The sequence below is a fragment of the Prolixibacter sp. NT017 genome, assembly GCF_009617875.1.
In the GTDB taxonomy this organism is placed as follows: Bacteria; Bacteroidota; Bacteroidia; order Bacteroidales; family Prolixibacteraceae; genus Prolixibacter.
The window spans coordinates 2,114,594-2,132,462 of sequence record NZ_BLAV01000001.1; the positions used below are offsets into that span (position 1 = coordinate 2,114,594).

11 protein-coding genes are annotated in these 17,869 nt (G+C 43.4%); 3 read left to right on the forward strand and 8 right to left on the reverse strand.

Features of this window, described 5'->3' with window-relative positions; genetic code table 11:
- Nucleotides 1–51: 51 nt before the first annotated feature.
- The 5 genes from GJU87_RS08865 to GJU87_RS08885 form a co-directional block, all read right to left on the reverse strand.
- Entirely contained in the window at nucleotides 52–1,515 is a 1,464-nt protein-coding gene (locus GJU87_RS08865) for a DNRLRE domain-containing protein (protein ID WP_194831482.1), read from the reverse strand.
- Between the two features lie 47 nt (nucleotides 1,516–1,562).
- Nucleotides 1,563–2,951 (reverse strand): RagB/SusD family nutrient uptake outer membrane protein, encoded by a 1,389-nt coding sequence (locus tag GJU87_RS08870; protein WP_228491922.1) that lies wholly within the window; start codon nucleotides 2,949–2,951, stop codon nucleotides 1,563–1,565.
- Nucleotides 2,952–2,962: 11 nt separating this feature from the next.
- Nucleotides 2,963–6,292, reverse strand: coding sequence for a SusC/RagA family TonB-linked outer membrane protein (locus tag GJU87_RS08875; RefSeq protein ID WP_153639192.1), 3,330 nt, complete (start codon nucleotides 6,290–6,292; stop codon nucleotides 2,963–2,965).
- Between the two features lie 136 nt (nucleotides 6,293–6,428).
- Nucleotides 6,429–7,631, reverse strand: coding sequence for a FecR family protein (locus tag GJU87_RS08880; protein WP_153639193.1), 1,203 nt, complete (start codon nucleotides 7,629–7,631; stop codon nucleotides 6,429–6,431).
- 324 nt (nucleotides 7,632–7,955) lie between these two features.
- Nucleotides 7,956–8,561, reverse strand: a complete 606-nt coding sequence (locus GJU87_RS08885; protein WP_194831483.1) for an RNA polymerase sigma factor — start codon at nucleotides 8,559–8,561, stop codon at nucleotides 7,956–7,958.
- 458 nt (nucleotides 8,562–9,019) lie between these two features.
- On the opposite strand from GJU87_RS08885, the gene GJU87_RS08890 reads away from it, so the two are divergent.
- Nucleotides 9,020–9,469, forward strand: a complete 450-nt coding sequence (locus GJU87_RS08890; protein WP_153639195.1) for a hypothetical protein — start codon at nucleotides 9,020–9,022, stop codon at nucleotides 9,467–9,469.
- A 76-nt stretch (nucleotides 9,470–9,545) separates the two neighbouring features.
- On the opposite strand, the gene GJU87_RS08895 is transcribed toward GJU87_RS08890, so the two are convergent.
- From GJU87_RS08895 to GJU87_RS08905, 3 genes are read right to left on the reverse strand one after another with little or no spacing between them, the layout of a single operon-like run.
- Nucleotides 9,546–11,120, reverse strand: a complete 1,575-nt coding sequence (locus GJU87_RS08895; RefSeq protein ID WP_153639196.1) for a response regulator — start codon at nucleotides 11,118–11,120, stop codon at nucleotides 9,546–9,548.
- Between the two features lie 10 nt (nucleotides 11,121–11,130).
- Nucleotides 11,131–11,565 (reverse strand): response regulator, encoded by a 435-nt coding sequence (locus GJU87_RS08900; RefSeq protein ID WP_153639197.1) that lies wholly within the window; start codon nucleotides 11,563–11,565, stop codon nucleotides 11,131–11,133.
- 12 nt (nucleotides 11,566–11,577) lie between these two features.
- Entirely contained in the window at nucleotides 11,578–13,410 is a 1,833-nt protein-coding gene (locus GJU87_RS08905) for a sensor histidine kinase (protein ID WP_153639198.1), read from the reverse strand.
- A 260-nt stretch (nucleotides 13,411–13,670) separates the two neighbouring features.
- Here GJU87_RS08905 and GJU87_RS08910 point away from each other — a divergent pair, with 260 nt between their 5' ends.
- Nucleotides 13,671–14,426 carry an arylamine N-acetyltransferase gene (locus GJU87_RS08910; protein WP_228491923.1) on the forward strand — a complete coding sequence of 252 codons (756 nt, stop codon included), beginning with the start codon at nucleotides 13,671–13,673 and terminating at the stop codon, nucleotides 14,424–14,426.
- A 319-nt stretch (nucleotides 14,427–14,745) separates the two neighbouring features.
- On the forward strand, nucleotides 14,746–17,184 hold the full coding sequence (locus GJU87_RS08915) for a thiamine pyrophosphate-dependent enzyme (protein WP_153639199.1): 2,439 nt from the start codon (nucleotides 14,746–14,748) through the stop codon (nucleotides 17,182–17,184).
- Nucleotides 17,185–17,869 lie beyond the last annotated feature (685 nt).

Here is a 17,869-nt window from a genome sequence, read left to right on the forward strand (position 1 = left end):
TTAGGATTAGACTACAAGAGCTCTTCAGCTCCTGTAGTCTAATTTTATTAATTATTGAACAGTAATTGCGACATCGAACGGATTAATGCTACCTCCATCCCTATCTTCAACAGATACGGTAAAGCTATCATCAGCCGAACTGGTACCGGAATGTACATACACAATGTTACCGGTGTCAATGTCTAACTGAGTGAATTTACTGCCGTCGGTCAATGTTTGTGTTCCCATTATCAACCATCCGTTTGAAGGAGCAGACTCAAGTGTATAGATAATGTCGGCCGGAGCGGCTCCACTCATCTCAAGTTCGCTGCTTTTCAGAACTGCGGAACCTCCGTTTTCAACCGAGAACCCGGTATTTGTGCCCATTGCGAGGTTACTGTTACCCGAAGAGAAAACACAAATCAGCATCGGTGGTACATTTTTGGGATTTTCTTTCGAAATGAGATCGTTGGTTTCGTTTCCTCCTGGTTCACCATCAATTTTAATTGAAATTTTTCCGGGATTCTGCAGTTTTCCGGCCACATAATCGGAGCAATCCCAGCTAAACACTGAAACCTTGCTTGTGATCAGATGTGATATCTCATTCGGGTCGGAAGCGGGAGCATTGTTCCAGGTCATCGAAGTCTCAGACCATGTTGTATCCGGAACATCATACAAACTCAAACGTAATCCTTTTCCATGCGTGAAGTTCACACCCACATCGACGAAAGCCTGTCTTAAATTGCCGGTTTTAGTAATGTCCTTCAAATCGAACATCAGGAACGTTCTTCTGTCGTAATCTCCGGCGCCATCTACATCTTTCACTTTAATGAGAATATCGGAACCAAAGTTCTGATCGGCTTTTGTACCGCCATTGATATACGTGTCTTGCGTAGCATAAATGGTATCGGTTTCCAGCGACGGATTTGTAATATCCGTCGTACCGGTTACCGCCGAATAGTAAACAAGAGCAGGAGAAATATGGATAGCTCCGTTCGTGGGTTCCAGGTTAGAGGTTACAATCGTCCAGCTCTGGTTTGTTCCCTGGTTGATCACTCCCTGATAATTGTTATTCCGGGATAAATACATTTGTTGACCGTTCTCGGTCTCAAAAGCAACCGGAAAATTCACCGTATAAAATGTACTATCCGTAAACAGTATCTTTTGAGGAATAATATGATACAACAAGATGTTTTTCAATATCGGTACCGGGATATCACTGATACTGCTATAATTATTGGTTGTCAGATAATCTCTGAATGCACTGTTGCGAGGAGCGATAAATGTTTTTTTATCTGCTCCGGAATACATATCCTGCAATCCGGTAGCTGTAATGGCTTCCTTCAAGAATGACAGGGAATCTTGTTGCTGAATATACTCCCAGGCTGTCATGTTCAAATTCGGATCCGTATAACTGTGCTGATACTCAAAGTCTGGTTGAATTTCGCATCGTGTAAGAACCAGCATGAGCAAGCTTGAAGCCACCATTATTCTTACCAGGTAAGCCCCAAAGAAATATATCTTATTTTTATTCATTATACTCATTTTTAACTTTCATGAACTGTTATTTGCCTAACAAAGACCTACTTGTAATAGTCGTTTTGCTCCATATTCGGATTCTTATTCAAAACGCTCGTACTGATAGGCCAAACCAGGTTTCCTTCATCACTCAACCCGTTTATAGGTTGCATGGTAGAAATAGCTCGTCCGGTTCTGACAAGATCGAACCAACGGTGACCTTCAAAACATAGTTCGATTGATCTTTCGTGCAAAATGGCAGACTCCAAGTCACCATATTTGTCAGCAGCTTCCTGTTCCGTATTAAAAGCTGGCAATCCTGCCCTGGTCCGAATTTTATTTAGCAGATTCAGAGCTTCATTTATATTCTCTGCACCTCCGAGTTGCGTTAAAGCCTCGGCGCGGAGCAACATGATATCGGCCAGCCTGATAAGAACAATATCCTGATGTGACTTGGAAGGATCTTCATCGTTCACTCCTTTACCCAAAAACTTCCAAATTGCTTTCGGATCGGAAAGGGTTGTATCATACACATAGGGAATACGCCGATCACCCGATTCGTAAGAAGCTTTAAATTTTTCGGAAGGCGTATAAATGGCGTACGATCCAAGTGCATAAAGAACACGCAGCAGATTCGTTTGCTCATCGTTATAGCCAACTTCAAAAATGCTTTCTTTTGAATAGCCGTCGGTGAAAATCTTTCCCCAGTCATCCATATTCGAGACTAATGAATACAAAGGGTTATTCAGCACCAACTGAGATGAAGCAACTGCTTCGCTATATTTGTGTCTCCACATATAGACCTCTGTAAGCAAGGCATTCGCCGTTCCCTGCGTAACCATGATCCGGTCCTTTTCGTTATTGAATTTTTCAACGCAATTGGTAGCGGCATACGTCAGATCCTGTTCAATCTGATCAAGAACCTGTTCTTTATCCGTTTTTGTCACGAAAATATCCTGATCAGTAGAGGTATAAGGTTCGGTGATTAACGGGACGTCCCCCCATACGCGAACCAGATAGAAGTATGCGAGTGCACGTAAAGCTTTCGCCTGACCAATTAATTGTGTACCACCACCCGGATCGTCTTTGTATACATCGGGAATGTATTTAATGGCATAGTTTGCCCGACTAATCATTCTATATAATGTTGACCAATCAGCAGAGCTCGCTGACTCACTTAGGTTATTCTGCATCAAAATCAATCCTTCTCCGGATTGGTCAGTTTGCACATTGTCTGCCCGTCCTTCGCCCCAGTAAGCGAAATTAACTCTAAAAACGGATTGGGCAGCGTTGTAGATTCCATAGACTCCAGCCTGTGCATCACTTTTTGTTTTATAAAATCCCTCAGCAGAAAAACTACTAACCGGGCTTTTATCTAGTATATTATCTGTACAGGCTACCACCTGGAACAGAAGTATAATTGCGACAGTTAATTTGATATATTTCATTTTCATTGCCTCCGGAATTAAAATTTAACATTTAAACCCATAATAAATGTGCGGCTCTGTGGGTAAGCTCCATCATCGATGCCTAACTGCAAACCACTATATGAGCTCACTTCCGGGTCGTATCCGGTATAATGCGTCCATGTCACCAGGTTTTGTCCGGTTACATAAAGACGTAAGCCACTAATTTTCAACTTGTCGGTAATCACGTTAGGAAAATCGTAAGCCAGGTTAACGTTTTTCAAACGGATGTAAGAACCATCTTCGATCCAACGATTGGACACCCGGTTGGTATTTCTCATTGGGTCGCCGCGGGTAGGTTTCGGGTAATTGGTTACATCACCCTGTTCTCTCCAGCGATTCAATGCATCGGTCGAAACGTTGTTATATGAATTTACCCAGTTCCTCATGAAATTCAGGTTACTGTAAATGTCATTTCCGTAAGAGAACTGGAAGAAAACATTCAAACTGAAATTCTTATAACTTAACTCGTTGTTCAGACCACCCGTAAATTTGGGTTGCGCGTTTCCGATAATTTGCCGATCGTTATCATCGATGATGTGATCACCATTCAGATCTTCCCAAATTACATCGCCGCCCATAAATTCTTTTCCGTTGGACGATCCCATTCGTACATGGTCAACATTGTCTTCATCCCTGGAATAAACGCCCATTGATTTCCATCCGTAGAAAACACCGATGGGTTCGCCTTCCTTCAGAATATGGTATGAACCGTTTTGAATAAAACCATTCGTCAATATATCCTCGGGAAGACTGACAACTTTGTTTCGGTTGAAGCTGATATTGAAACTTGTATTCCATTTAAAGGCTTTCACAAAGTTGTAGGTCGTCAGCGAAAGTTCCAGCCCCTTGTTCTGAATTTTACCAATGTTCTTAGTGATGTAGTTAAACCCGGTCGTTTCCGGAATCGGAACAGCGAACAACAGGTTGGATGTATTTTTGATATAGACATCGCCGACGAAGGATACCCGGTTGTTCAGCATCGTCAAATCTATACCGGCGTCATACTGTGTCGTAGTTTCCCAGTGCAGAGCTGAGTTAGGCATCACGGTTGGAGATGCACCGGAATTATCGAGATAATTGGTCCCAATAGCAAACTCTCCCTGCGAAGTATAGTTTCCGATGGCTTCGTTACCGGTTTGTCCAACACTGAAACGCAATTTACCATCGTCAAAGAAGTTCAGATCCTTTACAAACGGCTCATCCGAAAAGCGCCACGCAGTTGAGGCTGATGGGAAATAACCGAAACGGTTGTCTTTACCAAAACGGGATGAACCGTCGGCCCTGAAGTTTGCTTCGAAGAGATATTTGCTTTTATAGTCATAAGTCAAACGACCGAAATAGGAAGCCAGACTATGTCCATAGGCTACGTTGACGGCCTGATTGGAAATGGTACCGGCACCATTCAGCGTATGAATGTTATCACTGGCAAAGTACATTCCGTCCAGACCGGTTACCTCTGTTTTCCATTCCTGCGTGCTAAATCCGGCCATGGCCGAAAGGTGATGCACATCGTTGAACGACTTGGTATAGGTCAGATAGTCGTCGTTTGCCCAGGTCAGGTTATTGGTAGAGCGAACAGCTCCGCGGTTGTATCCTGCCCGGTAATCGACGGTTGTCGGATAGAATTCGTCCTCTTTCATATTAATGAAATCGAGACTCAGGTTAGCCCGGAATTTCAATCCCTTGAGAAGTTCGTATTCCAAATACTGGTTACCAATGATACGGTTTGTCGTATTCAGGTGCGTAACCTCTTCGGCCAATGCCACCGGGTTACGTTTTCCAAAGAAATAGTTAATGGGTGAACCATCGGGGAAGGTCAACGAATATGTCGGAGGCCTGACCAAAATAGAGACCACCAGGCTGTTGTTCCCGGTACCACCGGCATTAATACGATTGTTAACACCATGCGTATAGGAAACACTCTGACCGATTTTCATTTTATCGGAAACCGTAAAATCGGTGTTCAACCTGGAAGTAATTCGTTTGTAATTTGAAGCCAGGAAAATACCATCCTGATCCAATACTGATGTACTGAAGGCATACTTCGAAGTTTTGCTTCCTCCGGCAACCGAAAAATCTACCTGACTTTGTTTAGCAGTACGATACATTACATCTTGCCAGTCAACATCGCCGTTGTTGCGAGGGCTGAGTGAATCGATGACCGTCCAGCTTGGTTCTGTCGGAGTTGTTGCCCCGTTGTAATAGTCCAGGTTACGATATGCATCGGTAACAACCTGACGCCATTGCGTCGCATTCAAGACACTGAGGAAGCGGGTAATTTTACTGTACCCCATAGAAGCGTTGACACTTACTTGCGCTTTACCTGCTTGTCCGCGCTTGGTAGTAATCAAAATTACACCGTTAGCAGCTCGGGCACCGTAGATAGAAGTGGAAGCGGCATCTTTTAACACTTCTATTGACTGAATATCGGCCGGGTTGATATCGGCCAGTGGATTTAATCCGTGTGAATTCCATCCGTTTAACTGGGATAATGAATTGGTCTCAACGGGCACTCCGTCGATAACATAGAGCGGACTGTTTCCCGAGTTCAGGGAAGATTGCCCACGAACAGTTACGGTGATTCCATCACCGGGAGCTCCAGAATTGGAAACCACCTGAACACCGGCTGCGCGGCCTTGCAATGCCGACATCACATCTTTTACTTTTGAATTCTCGACCGCCCCCATATTTACCGATACAATCGAACCGGTCAGGTCGCGCTTTTTCTGGATACCATATCCAACCGCCACAATCTCGTTCAGCGATACAGCCGAATCTTCCAACACAACATTCAGCATGTTCTTCCCGGTGATGTCCACCTCTTTGGTCTTCATCCCAACAAAGGAGAATTGCAGCATCCTGGTTTTTGAAGGCACATTGATACTGAAATTCCCGTTTGCATCGGTTATTGTACCAGTAGTGGTTCCAACCACCCGTACGTTGACACCGGGTATGGGTTCTCCGTTACTGTCCAGTACGACACCCGATACCTTCCTTTCCTGCGGCTGGGCAGACTGCTGTAGAGGAGCTTCTCTCTCCCTGAGAATCACCTGATGGTCGCGAATATCATAAGCGACGCCGGTCTCAGCGCAGATTTGCTCCAAAACATCATAGATATTTTTATTTTCAATGTTCAGGGAATACTTTTTGGAGTAATCGAACAAATCGTCCTTGTAAATAAAAACATAGTCGGTTGATTGTTCTATGGCTTTGAGAACTTCCCGTATATTAGCATTTCTGAAATTGAATGTCAGATTGCTTTCCTGCGAAAAGCTTTTTCCGAAAGCCACAACTACAAGAAAAGTTAGTAGTAAGGTTAATTTCATCTTTCGAAAAGTTGTACGATTACTTTTCAGGCATAAGATATGCCCTAATCGCGTTTTTTTCATAATTTTGTACAATTAGTAGGTTATACACAGAATTTGCTAATCTTAGGCTGGATGAGGATGCCGCCTCACCAGCCTAATTTTTCATTATCTCATAATTATCTTTTCCTATTTGAACTATTTTCACTGAAGCGGTTTGTGACAACACATCCATCACTTCGTTTTTCTTTTCCGTTAACATCAGCTTTCCTGAAATCTTCAGCATGCCGACCATCGGATCCTGGAAAGTGATACGGATATTATAAAAGCGTTCGAGTTTTCGGGTTACCCGGTTAAAGTCGGAACTGGCAAACTTCAGCATGCCGTCTTTCCAAAGGATGTAGTTTTCCACATCCACATGCCGGACTTTCGTTTCCTTGTTATCGCGATTGTAGGCCGCCATCTGGTTCGGAACCAAATCAATCGACTTATCAAACAGCCCGGCGTTGTTTTGGCGAATGCGCACTTTTCCTTCAGCCAGTGTTGTTTCGTATACATTATCAGAAGGATAGGCTGAGACATTAAAGTGAGTTCCCAAAACTTCGACGTTGATATCGGTCGTTTGTACGATAAACGGATGTTTGGGATCTTTATGTACCTCGAAATATGCCTCACCAACGAGAAATACTTCCCGATGCTTTCCTTCGAATACATCAGGATAAATGAGGCGACTGCCAGCGTTCAGGTAAATCTTCGTTCCGTCGGATAACAGCATTTCGGATGTTTTCCCGTAAGGAACAATGAGTTGATTCATCTCATTGTTCTTTTTGCCTGGCGTGCTTTCCGATGATGCCACCTGGATGGAATCGTTAATCACCAGCTTTTTATTGCCAGCCTGATAGGCAAAAGTCGACTTATCTTCTGCCAATTTGATGTGTTGCCCATTAGGGCGAATCAGTGTTGTCATCGGTCCCGAGGGTTGACCTGAAATTTCCTCGGTAAGAAAGCGTTGATCCCGGTTATCCTTGCGGTAAAAGAGTAATGCACCAATGGAGAAGAACAGCAATGCTACTGCCGCGTAACGCGAAATAACAGTAAACAGCTTAATTGTCCGGCGACCAGATTGTCTCCGTTCTATTTCCTTAAGAATACCGGAGAAAAGCATAATCTTTTGACTTTCGGAAAGGTCACTGTCGATGGTGCGAAACTTTCCAACCACTTTTCGGGCCAATAGAAGATTGGTTTTCTCTTCCGGATGCTCCCGAAGGTAATTCTCCCAATAGCGTTCGATGTCTTCATCGGGATGAAATACCCAATCGATAAAGCGTTTATCTTCTAAAAACTGACCAATCTTGTCCATTAACTTTTATGCTTTTAATAGAAGGGACAGCCAACTTCATTTTATGGACAGGATTTTTTAACTTTTTTTTAAGAAACTAAATACTTTTTTCATAATCCAACCATAACACACTGATTACATGTGTATTTTAAAAACAATAAAAAGAGAGAAAAATTATGGGATATCATGGAGTATTTCATTTCCCCCCGGTTAAAAGCGTTCAGATCAGGAAAAAAACAAACACTGTTTGGCTAGCACCTCAGAAAATCAACAGCAGAACAACATGAAAATTCGAAAAGACACAACACACCCCCTTCGAAACATTGAGTTAATATAGCAGTCATTTCAGGCCGTATGGGGAGAACCATTCGTATGATAGGAGAGAAAGAGGAGCAGAAGTAAATCGGGGTAATCGATGCTCTCGCGAACCGACTTAATAGCACGGTAGACCTGCTTTCTGACAGATTCCACAGAAATTCCCAGCATCAAGGAAATTTCAGCATACTCGAGACTCAGATTGAATCTCAGATAAATAATCTCTTTTTGTTTGGCTGGTAAGTCGGTAATAATCTTCTTCACCTTTTCCAACACCAGGGTACTAGCCTCCTCCTCCATATACTGCTCTTCGAAGCTGTATTGCACTTCGAACATGTCCACATCGTTAATATCACGCTTTTCCAGTCGGCGATACTTTTGCAGTTTTCTTATCAGTACTCTTTTCAATGCGACAATCAGATAGAGCCGCAGGTTTCTGGTGATGTTGGATTTCTTACGCTTGTCGTACAGATCGAGAAAAACTTCCTGGATGGAATCTTTGACCATGCCTTCATCCGGACTCAACTTGCTTCCATAGCGATACAGATCGTCGATAAAAAGGTTATAAAGTTCAGCAAAAGCTTCTTTATCATCCTTTTGGACAATTTGCTCCCATAAAATATGAATCCTTTCCATTCCGGATAGAGACATGCTGTAGTTACCAAATTAGTTTTCCCTTTTCCAGGGTAAAGAACGCAAAATTGTTACAGATAAACAATGGTTCACTTGCTGACGCAGAACATCATTGCCACTATTTATAAAGCTTGCTGCTGAATAGAGACAGCGAAAGAATTATTAGCATATCATTCAATATCAAACACATTACCGCAATTGACTCTTACCGCACCGGCAGGGAAAAATAGCCGGGGAGATTGCCAATTTAAGAAGTGACTACCAGTTTCTCCACAGTCTTACATGCTGGTATCAATCGGGCTTACGTACCATTTAAAAGCATTTCCTTTCTAGAGTAAAACTGAAAATTTCGAGACAGAACAGGTATCCAATTGTTAAAAGATGGTCTTTTTTCAGGATATTATGGCATTTCCTGACCTGTAGCTCTTCCATTCCTGATCTAAATTCCTTAGCTTTAGGATATGAAGGAATTCTCCCCCCATAACAGCCACCAGCAGGAAACGCGGGTCGCTAACGAAGAACTGGATAGTTTCCGGTTGATATCGAGGCCTCACTCCCTGAAACTTCTGAAGCAGACGGAAAAGGAGAGACAGATTATTCTGCAATGTACCATCCTTCCCGGGACACTCTCCGGCGTCATTGGTCCGGTGCGTATCTGGCCAACTACTTACCTTGTCGATCGTGAAAATAACCACAGGAGTCAATTGATTGATGCCTGGAATATTGCGCTTTATCCCGATTGGCATTCCGTTCCCGACCGGAAGAAGATTCACCGGATAACGCTGATTTTCTCGGCCCTTCACAATGATTGCAAACAGTTCGATTTAGTAGAGGATATTCCTGAAAAAGGAGCATTTGTGGTAAAGAATATTATACGCAACAAACTGGGAGTTTACGAAGTACAGATTTAGCTTACCTTAAAGAGAATTCCATCAAATCAATCGTTTCTTAACTGATTCAAATCTTCTATTGCACATTTCTTCCGGTTTACGACTGTTTAACCAGTTTATTTATGGCCTCCAATAAATCCTTCTTTTTGAAAGGCTTGGATAGATAATCATCACATCCGGCAGCCAAAATACGTTCCCGATCAGTATTCAGCGCGTAGGCTGTCAAAGCCAGGACCGGAACATCGTTCTGTTTCTTAATACGCTGTGTTGCTTCCAAACCATCCATCACCGGCATACGAATATCCATGATAATCAAATCGAAGGACGGATAGCGGGTACGACAAAGCTCCACTGCTTTCTGACCATTCGATGCATGCGTTACCCGTCCCCCTGTGTCTTTCAGTAATTCATTGATGTAAATAAAATTATTCCGTTCATCCTCAACAACTAAAAAAGTGAGATCACTGTAGTCGACTTCCGGATTTTTAGCCAGCCTGATTTTATCCTTGATCTGCCTGTTCTTTAACGGATGTGAAAAATAGAAAACCGAACCATCGTCGGGTACCGACTCGAACCACATATATCCTCCCAGCGATTCAGCCAACGATTTAGCAATCGACAGGCCGAGACCTGTTCCGCCGTAAGTACGGGTAGTTCCTTCTTCCACCTGCCTGAAGCGTTCAAATACCAACTGATGATGATCTTCGTGAATTCCGATTCCCGTATCTTTCACATAGAATATCAGGCTATGCATGTCGCCTTTCAAACCAAACTCAACAGAGCCGTCGTGTGTAAACTTCACAGCGTTTCCTACCAAATTGGTCAGAATTTGTTTGAGCTTCGAAATATCGGAAGTGATATACCGGCTTTCTTCCGGAACCGGAACCATTTTCAGTTTGATATTTTTCTTCTTGCACTTCAGTTCAAACATCGAAAAGAGATAGATAAACAACTTCTCCAGATCGACTAACCCTTTCTTCACCTGGATTTGGTTCGCTTCAATCAATGATAAATCGAGTATGTTATCGATCAAGTAGAGAAGTTGGTCACACGATTCCCGGATAATCCCGGCATAAGTTTCATGTTCTTTGGGATCATCGTTGGCAAGCAATAACTCTGAAAAACCAAGAATTCCGTTCATCGGTGTTCTGATCTCGTGGCTCATGTTGGCCAGAAAAGCTGATTTCAAGCGGTCGCTTTCCTCGGCTTTTATCTTAGCAAGATACAACTCTTCATTTTGTCTCTTTAACCTCTCGTGCGCTTCCGCTAGTTTCCGCTTTTCCTCTGTTTCTTTCAATGCCCGCCGGATAGCCGGAACCAACCGGACCATTCTGTCTTTCAACACATAATCGGTAGCACCTTGCTTTAAAAGCTCAACAGCTTTCTCCTCCCCAACCGTTCCGGAAACACAAATAAACGGTACCATCGGAGAAATTTCAGACGCAACGTCCAATGCTCCAGTGGCATCGAAATCGGGAAGGTTATAATCTGAAAGAATGAGATCGAATCTCTCATCGTGACGCAGTGCTGCTAAAAAGTCATCGCGATTATCAACATTGTACATTTCCGCATCGAATGAATCGTCCAGAATCTCACGCATAATCTCAACATCGTAAGCGTCATCTTCCAGATAGAGCACCTTTAGCTTATCTTTTGGTTCGTTTACATCCATAGCCAGCCATTCAAATTTTAGGTGATTGATTCACAACAACCCAGAACATTCCCAGCTGTTTGATAGCCTCCATAAAATCAGCCAAATCGACCGGTTTTACAACATAGGCATTTACTCCAAGATCATAGCTTTTCACCAAATCTTCCTCCTGCTGCGATGACGTTAACATCACGACAGGAATTGATTTCAGTTTTTCATTACTCCGAATAGCGGCTAAAGTTTCAATTCCGTCCATCTTGGGCATTTTCAAATCCAAAATAACAACGGCGGGAAGTCCCGGATTCCGGTCAGCAAACTCGCCTTCCTTCAACAGGTAATTCATTACCATTTCACCATCCTGCACCCAAATGATGTCATTTGCCAGATTATTCTCCTTCAGAGCCTCCAGGGTCAACTCGGCATCCCGGGGATTATCTTCTGCCAATAAAACCGTTTTAATTTCCATCTTTTTGTTGGTTTATGCTTTAGGCAAACTGAATGAAAAAACAGCTCCTTCGCCGGGGGCTCCTTCTGCACGGGTCAGACCTCCATGCCGGTTAACAATCCTCCGTACAATGGCCAGGCCAATACCTGTCCCTTCATATTCGGCATCCGAATGAAGTCGCTGAAAAGTACCAAACAGTTTATGTATATACTTCATATCAAACCCAATTCCATTATCCCTGATTGAAAACACATATTGGTTCTCGTCCACCTCACAGGTTATATCGATTTGAGTGTATTCTTTTTTCGAAGAATATTTAACTGCATTATTGATCAGGTTATACCAAACCTGCCGAAGCAACGCGTAATCGCCCTTCACTTCCGGCATCGATTCAATATGCCAACGAATATCGCGCTCTTTATTATCACGCTCTATTGCTTTTTGAACTTCTCCGACCAAAGAGCTCATATCGAACCGAACCATTTTCATTTCGGCTCTTCCCATACGGGAAAAATTCAACAGGTCATCAATCAACTTTGCCATCTCACTGCTCGCCTCTTTGATATACCGTAAATACGTTTTTCCCTTTTCGTTCAGTTCCTCCTGATTCTTCTTTACCAGTAAATCAACAAATCCGGAAATATGCCGTAAGGGGGCACGTAAATCATGTGAAACCGAATAGGAAAAAGATTCCAATTCTTCATTGACACTCTGAAGCTCACGATTAGCCTCGGTTAGCTCCCGGGTGCGCTCGTCAATCTTGTCCTCCAGCACTTCATTCAGCGAATTTAATTCGGCGATATACAGCTGTTCTTTATATCGATACCGGCTGATAAAGTAGGTGATAAAGAAAAGAACAAGGGCCGATAGCAAAAGTGCGCTCCACAGCAGCACACGCAGATGTAATAGCTGGGCTATATCTGTCTTTTTTAAATGAGCCACGAATACCCAATCATTCTGAGGATCTGAAATCAGATTATTCAGGTTATTTTGCTTTCCATTGATGAAATCATTGGCGATCGAAACATGCCGGAAAACAAAAAGCCCGTTATCATTGTACACCGAGCCGGCAGCTTGTGAAGATATGGTGCCCCACGCATTCGGAAAATAATGTGCAAAATTCTGATTCGCCAGATTGTTGAACATGAAACCGAAAACAGGAAAGTTCGGAGGGCCCATCAGCCAATACCCGTCAGTATTCAAAAACATGAAATGCTTATTCACTTTTTTATTCTCGCCTGACAACTGGCTGAAATATCCGTTTAAATACTGGTTGATAACGATAATACCTAACAGCTTTTGTTTCAAACTGTACACCGGCGTAGCAAAACGAATAACGCGCTCATATGGCACTTCAATTTGACCGCCCTCTATATTCAGATCGATGGGGGAAACATAGATCTCACCGGGCTTTAATTCCAGTGCATTCCGATAATAATAGCGGTCACTCTTATCCTGAAGAACACTATCCGGTACACTCTGTAGCTTTCCCTCGATCCAGTTAAAGCGAATTCGCTCTCTCCCATCTGGTCCAATAAATCTTACCTGTTTGTAGTCCTGGTTGCTCATTGCCATTAACTGCATGTCTTCCTTCAGCAATTCGATGTCCCTCTTTTCCCCCGAATATTTTCGTACCGAGCGTTGCCGCGCTAAGTAACTAATATCAGATACAGTAGGCGACAGTAAAGCGAGAATCAGGTTATTTCGCTGCTCCAGATAGTAAGAATAGTTGGCAACTGTATTTTTTAATATTCGCTCCTTTTGATCAACATAAACATACCACGTGATTGCCCCCACCAGCATATACAGGATAGCGAAAACCGGAAGAAAAACGATTAAAAACCTATTTTTCAGCAATAATCTCATGAGCGGCAGTTAGTTTACTCAAAAAAGAGAATATCAACCTTAAAAAACTGACAGATAATCACAACTCATTCAAATGAACTGTAATTTTTGTATGGTTTGGATACAATTTTGGTTTCAAAAACTTTTTGAAAGTTAATAAAAGTTCGTCAAACGATAGAATAAATTCTCCAGAACTTCTGACGTGCCTCCATCCAGGCTTCCAGCAACTGCAGCACAAATTTAATTGCTATATTTCCGATACGATAAATAACTAACAACACATGACAATTATCCCCGATTCGTATCTGGAGCGAATAAGATACAATGAGCGGCTAACACCGTCGGTACTTGTTTTGTCGCAATTGCAAAAGATGCACTTACTCCATATTCCTTTCGAAAACCTGGACATTCATCAAAACGTCCCTATCGAACTTAACATCGATCATATTTATAACAAAGTCATAGATCAACACCGGGGAGGATTCTGTTACGAATTGAACAGCTTGTTTTATGAATTGCTGAAGCATTTAGGCTTCAAAGTCCGACGAATTTCTGCCCGTGTTTACCACGACAATGAATACGCTCCCGAGTACGACCACCTGGCAATTGTAGCCACCATCGATGGAAAAAACTACCTGGCCGATGTCGGTTTCGGTGAGTTCACTTTTTCGCCCTTGCAGCTCGACACAACGAAACCACAAAACGATGAGAGAGGTACCTTCCGGATCGACCGGTATGAAGAAATTTACTACCGGGTGAGCAAGCAGGAAGGTAATGTTTGGCAACCAGTGTACATATTCGAAAACAGACAGCGGGAACTCAAGGAATTTGAAGCCATGTGCCAGTATCATCAAACCAGCCCGGAGTCGCCTTTCACAAAAAGCCGCCTGATTACAAAACCGACCAACAACGGCCGCATTACACTGACAGACGACACACTCAAAATCTCTCAAAGCGGCCAGGCAACAGAAGAAAAGCCCGTCAATTCTCCGGAAGAATTTGCCTCCTACCTGTTCACCTATTTCGGAATCCGATGAGTCGGAACAGACTTCCCCTTTATACTCCCAAAACTGAATTCGTTCTTAATTCTGCTTTTAATAAAACATTTCCCTGCTGGTAATTACCCTGTCTGCGCGAAAGAAATTGCTTCGGACAAATGAACGAAATGAAACATTCGTTGTTTTCAGATTGGAAAAAGCTTAATCAATTCTTGTATTTATGGTACGATTGAGTCGAATATTAAGTGAAGAATATAGGTTAAACCTGAAAAAAATGGGGCAGCGTGATATTTGTCTCTTTTATTAAGATTAAATCTTTATAATTTTCACGTCGAAAGAAAATACTAAGCAAGCTCATATGTCAACATTAGAAATCCCTTATGGGAAAGTTCTTAAAAATTTGTCCAAAGAAGATATCCTGAATGACTACAAGCTGGCCCACCTTAGCCGGCAAATCAGTGTTATCGGACGCAAGGAGGTGTTAAGGGGTAACGCCGAATTCGGAATCTTTGGAGATGGAAAAGAGATCGCTCAGTTGGCAGCCGCCCATTTTTTCAGAGAGGGCGACTGGCGTTCAGGTTATTATCGCGACCAGACGTTTATGCTGGCTACCGGGATGACCACTCCCGAAGAACTATTTGCACAATTGTACGGCGACACGGATGCTGAAGCCAATCCGGGCAATGCCGGTCGCTCCATGGTTAACCACTATGGTACACCCAATGTAACTCCCGACGGCCAGTGGCTCAACCTGGTCGAACAAAAAAACACTTCCTCCGACATCGCTCCCACTGCCGGTCAAATGCCTCGCATGGTCGGACTGGCCTACGCATCGAAACTTTACCGGAACAACAAAGAACTACACGATTACACGCAGTTTTCGGATTTAGGTAACGAAGTGGTTTTTGGTACCATTGGCGACGCGAGCTCGGCCGAAGGACATTTTTGGGAAACGATCAATGCTTCGGCAGTGTTGCAGGTTCCGCTGGCACTCTCGGTGTGGGACGATGGCTACGGTATTTCCGTACCCGGAAAATACCAGATTGCCAAAGCCAATATCTCGGAAGTGTTGAGTGGTTTTGAAAAACGAAACAACGACGAGAACGGAATCCTGATTTACCGTGCAAAAGGATGGGATTATCCCCGCCTGCTTGAAATGTACGGAGAAGGCGTTGCCCGTTGCCGAGAAAAACACATTCCGGTTCTTTTTCATGTGAATGAGCTGACTCAGCCGATGGGACACTCATCATCGGGTTCTCACGAGCGTTACAAGCCGAAGGAACGCCTGAAATGGGAAACCGAGTTCGATGCGATTGTAAAGATGAAAGAGTGGTTGCTGGTGGAAGGCATTGCCACTGAAGAAGAACTAAAATCGCTCGAGAAAGAGGCAGAAGATATTGCACGGAAAGCGAAAGACAAAGCCTGGAAAAACATCAAAACACCGGTGCAGAAAGAACGCGACGAACTGGTTCGCATCGTTGAAGGCCGCTCCTGTAGCTGTGTCGACTCCCGAAGCGATGTAGTGGATTCCATCACCAATTCGCTCAAAAAGCTAAAGTATCCCATCCGCAGGGATACGGTTAGCTCGGCGCGGAAAATCATGCGGAATGTTTGCCGCACGTGCCCGGCCAAACGGAGCCTTCAGCATCAGCTTTCCAACTGGCTGAAAGAACAAGGCGTACAAAACCACGAACGATACAGCAGCAAACTATACAGTGAAACGGATTTTGCAGCCGTTAAATCGACTGCAGTTCCGCCGGTTTTTACCGATAAATCGGAAACCATTCCGGGCCGTGAAGTACTGCTGCGCAACTTCGATAAACTCTTTGCCAAATACCCGCTGCTGGTCACCTTTGGCGAAGATACCGGCGCATTGGGTGATGTGAACAAAGGACTGGAAGGCATGCAGGCCAAGTATGGCGAACTCCGGGTAACCGACACCGGTATCCGCGAAACGACTATCCTGGGACAGGGAATCGGCCTCGCTTTGCGCGGAATGCGTCCCATTGTCGAGATTCAGTATTTCGACTATATCCTGTATGCGCTGCAAACGCTTAGCGACGATTTGGCCACGCTGCACTGGCGTACCGCCGGCGCTCAAAAAGCACCGGTGATTGTCCGTACCCGTGGTCACCGATTGATTGGTATCTGGCACTCCGGTTCACCACTCAGCATGATCATCAACTCCATTCGCGGTATTCATGTTTGCGTTCCGCGCGATATGACCCAGGCAGCCGGCATGTACAACACGCTGCTGGAATCGGATGACCCGGCACTGGTGATCGAGTCACTCAACGGTTACCGCATTCGCGAGAAATGTCCGGAGAACCTCGGTGAGTTTAAAGTGCCACTCGGTATTCCGGAAATTATACATGAAGGAACCGACGTGACTTTGGTAACTTATGGTTCTTGTGTACGCATTGCTCAGGAAGCAGTAAAACAACTCGATGACTTTGGCATTAGTGTAGAACTGATTGATGTGCAAACGCTGTTACCGTTCGATACAACCGGCGTTATTGGTAAGTCGCTTTCGAAGACCAACCGCATCGTCTTCTTCGACGAGGATGTACCGGGAGGGACCACGGCTTTCATGATGCAGCACGTAATGGAAAAACAGCGCGGATATTTCCAGCTCGACTCAGCTCCGAAGACCATTACCGCCGAATCACACCGACCGGCCTATTCAACCGACGGTGATTACTTCTCCAACCCGAATGCCGAAGATGTGTTTGACGCTGTATACGAGATGATGAGTGAAACCGACCCCAAACAGTTTCCGCCCATTTATCCTGAGTAACGGAAGTATTCCGCTAACGATAAACACACATGCCTGATAGGTTTTCAGTACCTGTCAGGCTTTTCTTTGTTCAAAAGTAAAAAACGAACATTTTGTCACACCTTACTAGTCCTCATTCATTTTGTTCGTCTTAGCGAGATTTATTACGTCCGACTCTCATTTTTGCTTCCTTTCAAAACAATTCACTAGTTTCTACAAGGCTTTTTCTCACTGAAGAATTTGGCAGTCTTAGGAAGCTTTTTCTGTCATATCTTTTGCTATATCGTTTTTCCCACAAAACAGAAGGATATAAATATGGTTTTACAATTATACTTAAACTATATATGAAAATAATTATATACAACTATTCGAAAGACCTCATATATATACTTATCGAATTTTATAAAATAGCACCAAAAAAAAGTTCATTTTTTTGAACAAACCTTGTATGCTTGGAAATAATAACTACCTTAGCTCTATCAATTCATCCTAAATGAATCTCAACCAAGAATAGACATTTTCTGAAATAAAACAAAAACTATTATAAAGAGTTAGATATGTTATACCATTCAGTATTCATATTACTTCTCTATTATAAAAACAAGGGTAAAAAGTAACCCAGCCCTTATAACAAGAACCGGGTTACAACAGGTATTTTAATAATCCGGAGTCGGAAGTTCCTGCTTCCATCTCCATTAAAACTCTA